This is a genomic window from Streptomyces sp. NPDC059003 (genome assembly GCF_042740445.1).
Lineage (GTDB): Bacteria > Actinomycetota > Actinomycetes > Streptomycetales > Streptomycetaceae > Streptomyces.
Genome location: NZ_JBHYJH010000136.1, coordinates 1 through 13,167, shown reverse-complemented (window position 1 = coordinate 13,167; position 13,167 = coordinate 1). Strand labels below are relative to the sequence as shown.

Here is a 13,167-nt window from a genome sequence, read left to right as displayed (position 1 = left end):
AGTTAGGAGGGGCGGCGAGGCCCGCCCCACCGCGCACCACCCGCACCACCCGTACACACCCGTACGCGCAAGGAGGAGAAACCCCACGTGGACGCCGAGCTGACGAACAGGAGCCGGGACGCGATCAACGCGGCGACGAGCCGGGCCGTGTCCGCAGGCCACCCGGACCTGACCCCCGCGCACCTGCTCCTCGCGCTCCTGGAGGGGCAGGACAACGAGAACATCACCGACCTGCTGGCCGCCGTCGAGGCGGACCAGGCGGCCGTGCGCGCCGACACCGAGCGCGTGCTGGCCTCGCTGCCGAGCGTCACCGGATCCACGGTCGCGCCGCCGCAGCCCAACCGCGAGCTGCTCGCCGTGATCGCCGACGCGGACCGGCGGGCCAAGGACCTGGGCGATGATTACCTGTCCACCGAGCACCTGCTCATCGGGCTCGCCGACAAGGGCGGCCCCGTCGCCGACGTGCTCACCGAGCACGGGGCGAGCGCGAAGGGGCTGCTGCATGCTTTCGAGAAGGTTCGTGGGGGCCGCCGCGTGACCACGCCGGACCCGGAGGGCCAGTACAAGGCCCTGGAGAAGTTCGGCACCGACTTCACCGCCGCCGCCCGCGAGGGCAAGCTCGACCCCGTCATCGGGCGGGACCAGGAGATCCGGCGGGTCGTGCAGGTGCTCAGCCGCCGTACGAAGAACAACCCCGTGCTGATCGGCGAGCCGGGCGTCGGCAAGACCGCCGTCGTCGAGGGCCTCGCCCAGCGCATCGTGAAGGGCGACGTGCCCGAGTCCCTCAAGGACAAGCGGCTCGTCTCGCTCGACCTGGGCGCGATGGTCGCGGGCGCCAAGTACCGGGGCGAGTTCGAGGAGCGGCTCAAGACCGTGCTCTCCGAGATCAAGGCGAGCGACGGCCAGATCATCACGTTCATCGACGAGCTGCACACGGTGGTGGGCGCGGGCGCCGGCGGGGACTCCGCCATGGACGCGGGCAACATGCTCAAGCCCATGCTCGCCCGCGGTGAGCTGCGCATGGTCGGCGCCACCACCCTCGACGAGTACCGCGAGCGGATCGAGAAGGACCCGGCCCTGGAGCGGCGCTTCCAGCAGGTCCTCGTCGCCGAGCCGTCCGTCGAGGACTCCATCGCCATCCTGCGCGGGCTCAAGGGCCGCTACGAGGCCCACCACAAGGTCCAGATCGCCGACAGCGCGCTCGTCGCGGCCGCGACCCTCTCCGACCGCTACATCACCTCCCGCTTCCTGCCCGACAAGGCCATCGACCTCGTCGACGAGGCGGCCTCGCGGCTGCGCATGGAGATCGACTCCTCGCCCGTCGAGATCGACGAGCTCCAGCGCGCCGTCGACCGGCTCCGCATGGAGGAGCTCGCGCTCAGCAAGGAGACCGACCCCGCCTCCAAGGAGCGGCTCGACAAGCTGCGCCGCGACCTCGCGGACAAGGAGGAGGAGCTGCGCGGGCTCACCGCGCGCTGGGAGAAGGAGAAGCAGTCCCTCAACCGCGTCGGCGAGCTGAAGGAGAAGCTCGACGAGCTGCGCGGCCAGGCCGAGCGCGCCCAGCGCGACGGCGACTTCGACACCGCGAGCAAGCTCCTGTACGGCGAGATCCCCGCCCTTGAGCGCGATCTGGAGGTCGCGTCCGAGGCCGAGGAGGAGGCCGCGAAGGCCGACACCATGGTCAAGGAGGAGGTCGGGCCCGACGACATCGCCGACGTCGTGGCCGCCTGGACCGGCATCCCCGCCGGACGCCTCCTCGAGGGCGAGACCCAGAAGCTCCTGCGCATGGAGGACGAGCTCGGCCGGCGCCTCATCGGGCAGAGCGAGGCCGTGCGGGCCGTGTCCGACGCCGTGCGGCGCACCCGCGCCGGGATCGCCGACCCCGACCGGCCCACCGGCTCCTTCCTGTTCCTCGGCCCGACCGGCGTCGGCAAGACCGAGCTGGCCAAGGCGCTCGCCGACTTCCTCTTCGACGACGAGCGGGCCATGGTCCGCATCGACATGAGCGAGTACAGCGAGAAGCACAGCGTGGCCCGGCTCGTCGGCGCCCCTCCCGGGTACGTCGGGTACGAGGAGGGCGGCCAGCTCACCGAGGCCGTGCGGCGGCGCCCGTACTCCGTCGTCCTGCTCGACGAGGTCGAGAAGGCGCACCCGGAGGTCTTCGACATCCTGCTCCAGGTGCTCGACGACGGACGGCTCACCGACGGCCAGGGCCGGACGGTGGACTTCCGCAACACCATCCTCATCCTCACGTCGAACCTCGGAAGCCAGTTCCTGGTCGAGCCCCTGACCAGCGAACACGAGAAGAAGGAGCAGGTTCTGGAGGTCGTGCGCGCCTCCTTCAAGCCGGAGTTCCTGAACCGGCTCGACGACCTCGTGGTGTTCTCCGCGCTCGACAAGGACGAGCTGGCCCGGATCGCCCAGCTCCAGATCTCCCGCCTCGCCAAGCGCCTCGCCGACCGGCGGCTCACCCTCGACGTCACGCCCGAGGCCCTCGCCTGGCTCGCGGACAAGGGCAACGACCCGGCGTACGGCGCCCGGCCGCTGCGCCGCCTGATCCAGACGGCGATCGGCGACCGGCTCGCGAAGGAGATCCTCGCGGGCGAGGTCAAGGACGGCGACACGGTCCGCGTGGACGTCTTCGGGGACGACCTCATCGTCGGCCCGGCGACCGCCGACGGGACCGGTCCGGCGACCGGAAAGTCCCTGTAAGGGGCGCGGTGCGGGGCCGTAACCGGTCACATCCCAGGGCGGGGGTTGCGGGCCCCCGCCCGGGATGGGGGAGGATGGCTCAATCCGTACGAAGGGAAGAACACGGTGAGCATCGACCCGTCCTCGATTCCGAATTTCGGGGGCCAGCCCGAACCGCAGCAGGGCGCAGGACCGGCGGGCCCCGTCGTCCCTGACCAGGACCTCGTGAAGCAGCTCCTGGAGCAGATGGAGCTCAAGTACGTCGTCGACGACGAGGGGGACCTCGCGGCGCCGTGGGAGGAGTTCCGCACCTACTTCATGTTCCGCGGCGAGGACGACCAGCAGGTCTTCTCCGTCCGGACGTTCTACGACCGTCCGCACTCCATCGACGACAAGCAGCAGATCCTGGAGTCCGTGGACGACTGGAACCGCCGCACCCTGTGGCCGAAGGTCTACACGCACACCCACGACGACGGCACCGTCCGCCTCATCGGCGAGGCGCAGATGCTGATCGGCACGGGCGTCGCGCTCGAGCACTTCGTCTCGTCGACGGTCAGCTGGGTGCGGGCCGCGATCGAGTTCGACCACTGGCTGGTCGAGCAGCTCGGTCTGGAGAAGGACGTCGACTCCGCGCAGGGCGACGACAAGCCCGGCGACGACGAGGCCTGAGCCCCTTACGTCTCAGGCATCACAACGGCATGCGGGCGATCGTCACCAGATACGCCCCGTACGCCACCGAGAGCCCGGCCAGGGCGCCGACCACGAGGACGGCGGACCCCGGCCGGGCTTTCGCCGTCCTGACCAGGGCGCACGCGAGCGGAAGCAGCAGCGGGAACGCGGGAAGCAGGAACCGAGGCTTGGACTCGAAGAAGCCGGAGCCGCCGACGGTGATCAGCAGCAGCATCCCCGAGTACACGAGCAGCGGCAGTGGCGCCTTCGCGGCCACGAGCAGGGCGAAGAGCAGCACGGCCGCCGCGACGATCACCAGGGTCATGGAGAAGACCAGCTTGTCCCCGTCGAGCAGCAGGTGCTTGACGAAGGCGAGCGAGCCCGCGCCGAAGTCGAACCGCGAGCCCCAGCGGCGCTGCACCGCGAAGTAGCCGCCGAGCGGATCGCCCTCGCGGACGCCCACCCACAGCACGTACCCCGCCCAGCCGAGCGGGGCGAGCGCCGCGCCTGTCCACAGCCTGTGGGAAACCCGGCCGTTCTGCCGCAGGACCTGGTACAGGGCCGTGGCGAGCACGGCCGCCGCCACCGCGAGCCCGTTCGGCCGGGCGAGCCCCGCGAGCGCCGCGAGCGCGCCCGCCCAGATCCAGCGGCCGGTGAGCAGCGCGTACAGGGAACCGGCGGCGAGGGCCGTGAGCACGGGTTCCGTGTACGCCATCGACAGGATCACCGAGTGCGGAAGCAGGCCCCACAGCAGCACAAGGACCGTCGCGGTGCGGCGGTCGTGCAGGCGGGCGGCGATCGCGAAGATCCCCACCGCGGCCGCCGCCGCCGCGACCCACGACACGAGCAGGCCCGCGGCGCCGTGCGTGAGCGGCGTGACGGCGGTCACCGCGCGGATCAGGCCCGGGTACAGCGGGAAGAACGCGAGGTCGCTCTGGACCACGCCCGGCTCGAAGTAGAGCGTGCGGCCGTAGCCGTGGGCGGCGATGCCGGTGTACCAGCGGGAGTCCCAGGAGCGGCCGAGGAGGCGGAAGGTGTCCTGGTGGGTGGCGTGTGCGGTGGCCGCGAGGGCGAGCAGGCCGATCAGGCGGGCGGCGGTGAAGGCGGCGAGGGCGTGGGCCGCGGTCGCCCAGCCGGGGGTTGGCTGGGCGCGCTCCGTGCGGGGGTGGCGTGTGACGGGGGCGGGGACGGTGGGGGTCGGGTGGGTCACACCCGAACCCTGCGGGGTCGCTGCGCTGTTCGCTAGCTGGCGGGGCCGTGTGGGTGTGCGTTTGTACGTCGGGTGCACGCCGTCCGTGGGCTGTGCCCACCCGTTCCGCCCTCTGGGCGGACCAGCTGCCCACAGCGGTTACAGCAGTTAGAGCGACTTGAGGCGGGCCACCGCCTCCTCCAAGACGCTCGTCTTCTTGCAGAACGCGAAGCGTACGAAGGGGGCGCCTGCTTCTCGGTGGTCGTAGAAGACGGCGTTCGGGATGGCGACCACGCCCGCGCGTTCCGGGAGGGCGCGGCAGAAGGCGAAGCCGTCGCTCTCGCCCAGGGGGCGGACGTCGGTGGTGATGAAGTACGTGCCTGCCGGGCGGTAGACCTCGAAGCCCGCCGCCGTGAGGCCCGTGGCCAGCAGGTCCCGCTTGGCGCGCATGTCGTCGAGGAACGACGTGAAGTACGCGTCGGGCAGGGCGAGCGCCTCCGCGACCGCGTACTGGAAGGGGCCCGACGCCACGAACGTCAGGAACTGCTTCGCCGACCGCACCGCCGTGACGAGCTCGGGCGTCGACGTCACCCAGCCGACCTTCCAGCCCGTGAACGAGAACGTCTTGCCCGCCGAGCCGATCGTCACCGTGCGCTCGCGCATGCCCGGGAAGGAGGCGAGGGGGATGTGCCCCGACTCCTCGAAGACCAGGTGCTCGTACACCTCGTCCGTGACGACGAGCAGATCGCGCTCGACGGCGAGCTTCGCGATCTCGGCCAGCTCCGCGCGGGTGAGGACCGTGCCGGTCGGGTTGTGCGGGGTGTTGAGGAGCAGGAGGCGGGTGCGGGGGGTGATCGCGTCGCGCAGCTCGTCCAGGTCCAGTACGAAGCGCCCTTCGCGCGGGCGCAGGGTGACCGGGACGCGGGTGCCGCCCGCGAGGGCGATCGACGCCGCGTACGAGTCGTAGTACGGCTCAAGGGCGATCACCTCGTCGCCCGGCTCGACCAGGGCGAGCAGGGAGGCGGCGATGGCCTCGGTGGCGCCCGCCGTGACGAGGACCTCGCGGTCGGGGTCGTAGGAGAGGCCGTACCGGCGCTCCTGGTGTGCGGTGATCGCCGCGCGCAGCTCGGGGACGCCCGGGCCCGGCGGGTACTGGTTGCCGCGGCCGTCGCGCAGCGCGCGCACCGCGGCCTCCCGGATCTCCTCGGGGCCGTCCGTGTCGGGGAAGCCTTGCCCCAGATTGATCGCGCCTGTCTGCACGGCCAGCGCGGACATCTCTGCGAAGATCGTCGTGCCGAACTCGGCCAGGCGGCGGTTGAGCAGCGGCCGGGCGTTCCCTGCGGTCCCCGAGGAAGAAGTCATGGCCGTCATCCTCCGCCGAACCTCTGGACTTCCTCAACTCTGCTTTGGGCGCCTGTGGCCGGGGGCATCCCCTTGTCACGCAACGGCGCGGAACAGGATTCGCAGGGCGGCACCGGTTCGGGGGAACGGCCGGGACCCGCTACGGGGGAAGAGAAGGGTAGGTGAGGGCGATGGGCACGATGGTCGTGGTCTTCTTCTTCATCGGCTGGATAGTGATCATTGCGGTTCTCGTGCACACCTCGCGCAGCCGTCGCGGGATCAGCGCCCGCGGGGGCGGCAGCTGGTGGGCGGGGTCCAGCGGGACCGGGACTCCGTCCTACGGCTGCGGGTCGTCGGGTGACAGCGGTTCGTCCTCGTGCGGCGGCGGTTCGTCGTCGTGCGGTGGCGGGTCGTCGTCCTGTGGCGGCGGGTCGTCCTGCGGTGGCGGTGGCGGCGGGGGAGGTTGCGGCGGCGGAGGCAGCTGACACGGGGCAGCTGGTCCACTGGGCGAGGCGCCCGGCGGGAGGCAACTCCCGGCGGGCGCCTCGTCGTTGACGTGCGGGTCCGCGGTGGCGGGCGCGGCGATGACGGGCGTAGAGGTGACGTTTCGGGACCACATGAGTTCGCTGAAACGTGAACAGATGAACTGTTGAGCCCTCTAGGGGATGGAAACCCTACGAACTTGGGTAAAAACGCTGTGGCAGTGTCTCAGTTCATGATTCCCTCTTAATTGTCACACCGCCCTCGGACGTTCTCAGCTCAACAAGGCATCAGGACTTCTCCGTGGGCACGCGCCGGCACGACGACCGCCCGGTGTCCGACCGGGTGCCGCCGGCCCCACCTCCATTTGCGTGTTTGCGGAGCCGACCCATGCTCACGACCCTGAAGACTGTCTACACCGACACGCGCGCCGGGGACCTGGCCTGGGCCCTTGGCCGCGAGCCGCTGCCAGCGCTCGCCACGCTCGACCTGGAACTGTCCGGCGCGACCGTGCAGTTGAGACTACTCGGGGCCTCTCACCAAGTCCTCCTCGAAGAGGAACAGGGCAGTTGTTCGGAGACCGTCGCCTGCATCCCGGGCAGCAGCACGCCGCTGCCGCTCGGCGTCTCCAAGCGGCTCGGCGAATGGGAGTACGAGTTCGCAGCGCGCGTCGAGACGCTGTCACAGGGTCAGTTCGCGGGCCGCGCACAGGAGTTGCTCGCCCTCGTCGCCGAGCATCCGCACGGGCTTGCCGGGGTGTTCCCCGGCCTGCCGCACGCGTTCACGGCGATGCTGGCGCAGCGGCACGAGGGGTCGGTGATGTGGCGTACGTGGCATGCGTATCCGCAGGACGGGCAGTTGGTGGCTACGCGGACTCGGGTGGGCGTGCGGATGCCTGCGGCGCTCTGAGCGGTTCCTTTCCCACCCGCCCGCCCGTTTCCAGCGTCCCGCGGGGTGGACGCCCCCGGCGGGGGCCGAGCGCCGTCGGCGGGTGCGACCCGGCGGTTGGTAGTGGGAGGGCGGGCGGGGTGATGCCGCCGCGGTAGCGGCGGGACGTGCGCGCAGGGGCGGTTGGCAGTGGATGGGCTGGCGGGGCGTGTGCGGTGGGGCTGGGCGCGGGGGCGGTTCGAGGCCTGCGGGCCGACGCCGTCACCTCCACCCTTGTGGGGGACTTGGTGTGAGGGTGCGGTGACGTAGCGTTCGGGGCGTGATCGAGCCGCCTGAGCGTCTGCCCGTCACGCCCCGGACAGGCCGGTTCCTCGTGCTCGCGGGCGTGTTCATCTGCGCTGCCTGCGGACTTGTGTACGAGCTCGAACTCGTCGCCCTCGCCTCGTACTTGATCGGGGACTCCGTCACCCAGGCGTCGGTCGTGCTTTCCGTCATGGTCTTCGCGATGGGCGTCGGCTCGCTGCTCGCCAAGCGGCTTCGGTGCCGGGCCGCCGCCGGGTTCGGGCTCGTCGAGGCGGCGCTGGCACTCGTCGGCGGGTGCAGCGCCATGGTGCTCTACGCGGCGTTCGCGTGGGCCGGTGACCAGGGCGAGGTGTGGGAGCGCGGATCGCGGTACCTGTTCGTGGCGTTCTCGCTGGGCATCGGGGTGCTCATCGGCGCCGAAGTGCCGCTGCTCATGGTGCTCATCCAGCGCATCCGCAGACAGGACGCGGGCGGTGCCGTCGCCGACCTGTTCGCCGCCGACTACGTGGGCGCCCTCGTCGGCGGCCTCGCCTTCCCCTTCCTGCTCCTGCCCTGGTTCGGGCAGCTCACCGGCGCGCTGCTCACCGGCGCGGTCAACGTCCTCGCGGGCGGCGCGCTCGTCCTCGGCCTGTTCGGGCGGGATTTGAGCGCGCGCGGCCGCTGGCTGCTGCTCGTCGCCAACGGCGTCGTCCTCGCCGTCCTCGCCTCGGCCGCCGTGCTCGTCGACGACTTCGAACGGGCCGCGCGGCGCGCCGTCTACGGCTCCCAGATCCGCGTCGCCGTCCAGACCGACGTACAGGAAGTGGTGCTCACCGGCGGCGACCGCGCGTCCCTGCACCTCTTCCTCGACGGCCGCCTGCGCGTCAGCGGCCAGGACGAGCGGCGCTACCACCAGGCGCTCGTCCAGCCCGCGCTGCGCGGCGGGCCGCACGCCCGCGTCCTGATCCTCGGCGGCGGCGACGGCCTCGCCGCCCGCGAGGTCCTGCGCCACTCCGGCGTACGCCGCGTCGACATCGTCGAACTCGACCCCGGCCTCGTCGAGCTCGCCAGGAACGACCCGGCGCTCAGCGAACTCAACGGCCACGTCTACCGCGACGAGCGCGTCCACGTCGCCTTCGCCGACGCCTTCCGCTGGCTGCGCGGCTCCCACGGGGCCGGTTACGACGTCGTGCTCAGCGACCTGCCCGACCCCGGCATCACCGCGAGCACCAAGCTGTACTCGCAGGAGTTCTACGGCCTCGTCACCCGCGTCCTCACCGACGGCGGCCGCCTCGCCGTGCACGCGGGGCCCGCCGCCACCCGGCCGCACACCTACTGGACCGTCGACGCCACCCTGCGCGCCGCCGGCTACGCCACCGCGCCCTACCGCCTCACCGGCCGCCCCGCCGGGTACGCCGCCGGGCCCGACCGCACCGCCGACAGCACGGCCGCGCCGCGCGACTGGGGCTTCGTCCTCGCCTCCCGCAGCCCGGCCGCGCTCGACACGGCCCGCGCGTCCGCCGTGCTCCGCACCGGGGGGCGGGCCGCGGAACGGGTGCGGCCCGCCGGGTGGCGGGCCATCGCGCCGTCCACGCTCGTGCACCCGCGCTACGCCGACTGACGGGTCCCCTTCATAAGAGGCGGGGGTAAGTGGCGTACATCACGGGGGGAGCGTCGGTACGCTCGACTGTCATGGAGCATGAGGTGTTCGTACCGGTTCCGGAAGCCCCGCTCCGCGCGGCCCTGGCCGACCCCGAGCGGGTCGCGGGCGCGGTGCCCGGGCTGCAGCGTGACGCCGCCCCCGACGCGGGGGCGCCGCCCGTGGCCGGGCGGCTCAAGGTGCGGGTGGGCGGGCACACGATCACCTACCGCGGGGTGCTGAGCGTCGCCGCGCGCGGCGACGGTGCGTACGCCCTGAACGGCGAGGGTTCCGAGGTGCGCGGCAGCGGTGTCGTCTCCTTCGCCCTGCTGCTGCGGCTCGCGCCCGCCGCCGAGGGCGGCACCCGCGTGACCTTCACCGGTACCGCGAGTGGTGACGGCCGTGTGGCCGATGTCGTCGGTGACTCTCCACAGGCTGTGGACGCGGCGGTGCGCAGGCTGCTCGGGCGGTTCGCGGAGGGACTCGCGGCGGGCGCCGCCGCCGACGCGGCGGTCAGCATCTTCGAGACGGAGGTCCCACCGCCGTCGCTCGACCCGCTCGCCGACGACGACGGCTCCGACGGGATGGGGTCCGGCGAGGGGTCGGGTTCTGGCGGGGCGCCCGCGGCGGAGGCCGCGCATGCGCGGCGGACGATGATCGGTCGGAGTGCGGAGGAAGTCGATCATGCGCCGCCGCGTGGGCGGTACGCGCCGGTGCCGGCGCCGGAGGCGTTGGCCAGTGGGGCCACGCTGCGGTGGGCCGCGCCCGCGGCCGCCCTCGTCCTGGCCTCGGCCATCGTCGTCACCCGAGCCCTACGCCGCCGCCGCTGACGATTCGTTTCTCCCCCACCCACCCGCCCTTCCCTGTGGCCGCGGCCCCAGCCCCCGCAGTTCGTATGGGGCTTCGCCCCTTTCCCCCATATCGCCGCTCCGCGGCTCGTCCTCAAACGCCGGACGGGCTGGATATCCCCGCGAGCGCGCAGCGCGGCGCGGCGGCCAGGTGTGGTGGGGTCCGGGGCGGCAGCCCCGGAGAAGGGCGGGTGGGTGGGGAGTTGTAGCCCGTCCGGCGTTTGAGGACGAGGCGCGGAGCGCCGAATTGGGGGAGAGGGGCGGAGCCCCATTCGAGGGTGGGGGCTGGGGCGGTAGCTCCAGGGAAGGGCGGGTGGGTGGGGAGGGGCACAGGTACGACGTGGCATGAGGCGCCCGCGCCAGGCGTCGTAGGGTCGTTGGTGTGACTACCGAAGAGATCACGTTGGCCGCGGGCTCCGCGGAAGCGACCGTGCAGCCGGGCAACGGCTGCCGCGTCGGCAGCCTGAAGGTGGACGGAGTCGAACTGCTCAGGCAGGGCGACCGCTACGGCTGCTTCCCGATGGTGCCGTGGTGCGGCCGCACCAGGGACGGCCGTTTCCGCAACGGCGACACCATCCACCAGCTCCCCCTGAACTCACCCCCGCACGCCATCCACGGCACGGCCCGCGACGCCGCCTGGAAGACGGCCCGCGCAAGCGCCACGGAAGCCGTGTTCACGTACGACCTGACCGACCCGTGGCCGTACGCGGGCCGGGTCACACAGATCGTCGAGCTGTTGGCGAGCGCCCTCACGCTGAAGATGGCGGTGGAGACGTACGACGACTCGTTCCCCGCGCAGGCGGGCTGGCACCCGTGGTTCAACCGCCGGCTCGACAGAGAGGGCGAGCCCGTGCGGATCGGCTTCGACGCCGCCTGGCAGGAGCGCCGCGGCGACGACCACCTGCCCACCGGCGAGCGCGTCGACCCCCTCCCCGGCCCCTGGGACGACTGCTTCGGCATGCCCGACGGCGTGGACGTCACCCTGACCTGGCCGGGCCGCCTCGAGCTGACCGTGGCGAGCCGCGAGCAGTGGGTCGTCGTGTACGACGAGCAGGACGCCGCCGTGTGCGTGGAGCCGCAGACAGGACCGCCCAACGGGCTCAACACGGCGCCGCGCCTCGTCACCCCCCTCGAACCCCTGGAGACGGCGACCACCTGGACGTGGCGGCGGCTTTAAGCTCGTAGGCATGACTGACGACGTACGCGGCGACCTGCTGCAGCAGATCAAGGACAAGGCCGTCGTGCACGGCAAGGTGACGCTCTCCTCGGGGCTCGAGGCCGACTACTACGTCGACCTGCGCCGCGTCACCCTCGACGGCGAGGCCGCCCCGCTGGTCGGGCAGGTGCTGCTCGACCTCACCGCGGAGCTCGACTTCGACGCCGTGGGCGGCCTGACCATGGGCGCCGACCCCGTCGCGGGCGCGATGCTGCACGCCGCCGCCGCGCGCGGCAAGAAGCTCGACGCCTTCGTGGTGCGCAAGGCCGCCAAGGCGCACGGCCTGCAGCGCCGCGTCGAGGGGCCGGACATCAAGGGCCGCCGCGTGCTCGTCGTCGAGGACACCTCCACCACCGGCGGCTCCCCGCTGACCGCCGTCGAGGCCGTGCGCGAGGCCGGCGCCGAGGTCGTGGCCGTCGCGACGATCGTGGACCGCGCCACCGGCGCCGCCGAGAAGATCACGCAGGGCGCGGGGGTCCCGTACCTGTTCGCGTACTCGAAGGACGAGCTGGGCCTCGACTGAGGCCCTGCCCCGCGGGGGGCCGGTCACCGGCCTTGAGCAACCCGGCGAGTCTGGAAAGATGGGGGCGACGAATTCCGACAGAGCCGACGGATCGTCGTCCCCCAGGCCCCCCGGAATCTCCAGGGGTCCCGTTAACACCCCAGGTCAGGGCCGAGAAGCAGCAGCACTCACCCCGCACATCACAAGGAGCGGACACAATGCCCATCGCAACCCCCGAGGTCTACAACGAGATGCTCGACCGGGCGAAGGCAGGCAAGTTCGCCTACCCGGCCATCAACGTCACCTCCTCGCAGACCCTGCACGCCGCCCTGCGTGGCTTCGCGGAGGCGGAGAGCGACGGCATCATCCAGATCTCCACCGGTGGTGCGGAGTTCCTGGGCGGTCAGCACAACAAGGACATGGTGACGGGCGCGGTGGCCCTCGCCGAGTTCGCGCACATCGTGGCGGCGAAGTACGACATCACGGTCGCGCTGCACACCGACCACTGCCCGAAGGACAAGCTCGACGGGTACGTCCGCCCGCTCCTCGACGTCTCCGCCGAGCGCGTCGCCCGCGGTGAGAACCCCCTGTTCCAGTCCCACATGTGGGACGGCTCCGCCGAGACCCTCGCCGACAACCTGGCCATCGGCCAGGAGCTGCTCGCCAAGGCCGCCGCCGCGAAGATCATCCTCGAGGTCGAGATCACCCCCACGGGTGGCGAGGAGGACGGCGTCAGCCACGAGATCAACGACGAGCTGTACACGACGGTCGACGACGCCATCCGCACGGCGGAGGCGCTCGGCCTCGGCGAGAAGGGCCGCTACCTGCTCGCCGCGTCCTTCGGCAACGTCCACGGCGTCTACAAGCCGGGCAACGTCGTCCTGCGCCCCGAGCTCCTGAAGGACCTCCAGGAGGGCGTCGGCTCGAAGTACGGCAAGCAGTCGCCGTTCGACTTCGTCTTCCACGGCGGCTCCGGCTCGACCGCCGAGGAGATCGCCACGGCCCTGGAGAACGGCGTCGTGAAGATGAACCTCGACACCGACACGCAGTACGCGTTCACGCGGCCCGTCGCGGACCACATGTTCAAGAACTACGACGGCGTCCTGAAGGTCGACGGCGAGGTCGGCTCCAAGAAGACGTACGACCCGCGCACCTGGGGCAAGCTCGCCGAGGCCGGCATGGCCAAGCGCGTCACCGAGGCCTGCGCGAACCTGCGTTCCACGGGCACGAAGCTCAAGTAGGGCGGTCGGGGCGGGGCGGGTGGTGCGGGCGGTGCGCTGACGCGAAGTCCCCCAACCCCGCCCCTTCCCGAACTGGGGCTCCGCCCCAGACCCCGGTCCTCAAACGCCGGACGGGCTGGAAAATCCAGCCCGTCCGGCGTTTGAGGACGAGCGCGCAGCGCGGAAAAAAGGGGTCCTAGGG

10 protein-coding genes are annotated in these 13,167 nt (G+C 71.9%); 8 read left to right on the top strand and 2 right to left on the bottom strand.

The features are described 5' to 3' along the window. Window positions 1-87 precede the first annotated feature (87 nt). Together clpB and ACFWZ5_RS34100 are read left to right on the top strand one after the other, a co-directional pair. Window positions 88-2,712, top strand: coding sequence for an ATP-dependent chaperone ClpB (gene clpB / locus ACFWZ5_RS34105; RefSeq protein ID WP_384804016.1), 2,625 nt, complete (start codon window positions 88-90; stop codon window positions 2,710-2,712). Window positions 2,713-2,817: 105 nt separating this feature from the next. Next, window positions 2,818-3,360 carry a YbjN domain-containing protein gene (locus tag ACFWZ5_RS34100; protein WP_384804019.1) on the top strand — a complete coding sequence of 181 codons (543 nt, stop codon included), beginning with the start codon at window positions 2,818-2,820 and terminating at the stop codon, window positions 3,358-3,360. Between the two features lie 19 nt (window positions 3,361-3,379). Here the strand turns inward: ACFWZ5_RS34100 and ACFWZ5_RS34095 are convergent, their stop codons facing one another. Both ACFWZ5_RS34095 and ACFWZ5_RS34090 read right to left on the bottom strand, forming a co-directional pair. Continuing rightward, window positions 3,380-4,570: a mannosyltransferase family protein gene (locus tag ACFWZ5_RS34095; protein ID WP_384804022.1), complete on the bottom strand. Its 1,191-nt coding sequence runs from the start codon at window positions 4,568-4,570 to the stop codon at window positions 3,380-3,382. Between the two features lie 147 nt (window positions 4,571-4,717). After that, window positions 4,718-5,920 (bottom strand): pyridoxal phosphate-dependent aminotransferase, encoded by a 1,203-nt coding sequence (locus tag ACFWZ5_RS34090; RefSeq protein WP_384804025.1) that lies wholly within the window; start codon window positions 5,918-5,920, stop codon window positions 4,718-4,720. An 840-nt stretch (window positions 5,921-6,760) separates the two neighbouring features. Here ACFWZ5_RS34090 and ACFWZ5_RS34085 point away from each other — a divergent pair. From ACFWZ5_RS34085 to fbaA, 6 genes are all read left to right on the top strand, one after another. Next, window positions 6,761-7,279, top strand: a complete 519-nt coding sequence (locus tag ACFWZ5_RS34085) for a DUF2617 family protein (RefSeq protein ID WP_384804028.1) — start codon at window positions 6,761-6,763, stop codon at window positions 7,277-7,279. Window positions 7,280-7,577: 298 nt separating this feature from the next. Beyond that, window positions 7,578-9,161, top strand: a complete 1,584-nt coding sequence (locus ACFWZ5_RS34080) for a polyamine aminopropyltransferase (protein WP_384804030.1) — start codon at window positions 7,578-7,580, stop codon at window positions 9,159-9,161. Between the two features lie 71 nt (window positions 9,162-9,232). Then, window positions 9,233-10,009, top strand: coding sequence for an SRPBCC family protein (locus tag ACFWZ5_RS34075; RefSeq protein WP_384891709.1), 777 nt, complete (start codon window positions 9,233-9,235; stop codon window positions 10,007-10,009). 400 nt (window positions 10,010-10,409) lie between these two features. Then, a complete protein-coding gene (locus ACFWZ5_RS34070) occupies window positions 10,410-11,204 on the top strand; it encodes an aldose 1-epimerase (RefSeq protein WP_384806680.1) in 795 nt (264 codons plus the stop codon). 10 nt (window positions 11,205-11,214) lie between these two features. Next, window positions 11,215-11,766, top strand: a complete 552-nt coding sequence (pyrE, locus tag ACFWZ5_RS34065) for an orotate phosphoribosyltransferase (protein ID WP_384806682.1) — start codon at window positions 11,215-11,217, stop codon at window positions 11,764-11,766. A 197-nt stretch (window positions 11,767-11,963) separates the two neighbouring features. Continuing rightward, on the top strand, window positions 11,964-12,986 hold the full coding sequence (gene fbaA, locus ACFWZ5_RS34060) for a class II fructose-bisphosphate aldolase (protein WP_384806684.1): 1,023 nt from the start codon (window positions 11,964-11,966) through the stop codon (window positions 12,984-12,986). Window positions 12,987-13,167 lie beyond the last annotated feature (181 nt).

Bases quoted from the DNA above. Each gene is read 5' to 3' on its own strand.
- pyrE (WP_384806682.1), top strand. From the start codon at position 11,215: ATGACTGACGACGTACGCGGCGACCTGCTGCAGCAGATCAAGGACAAG.
- fbaA (WP_384806684.1), top strand. From the start codon at position 11,964: ATGCCCATCGCAACCCCCGAGGTCTACAACGAGATGCTCGACCGGGCG.
- ACFWZ5_RS34085 (WP_384804028.1), top strand. From the start codon at position 6,761: ATGCTCACGACCCTGAAGACTGTCTACACCGACACGCGCGCCGGGGAC.
- ACFWZ5_RS34075 (WP_384891709.1), top strand. From the start codon at position 9,233: ATGGAGCATGAGGTGTTCGTACCGGTTCCGGAAGCCCCGCTCCGCGCG.
- ACFWZ5_RS34090 (WP_384804025.1), bottom strand. From the start codon at position 5,920: ATGACGGCCATGACTTCTTCCTCGGGGACCGCAGGGAACGCCCGGCCG.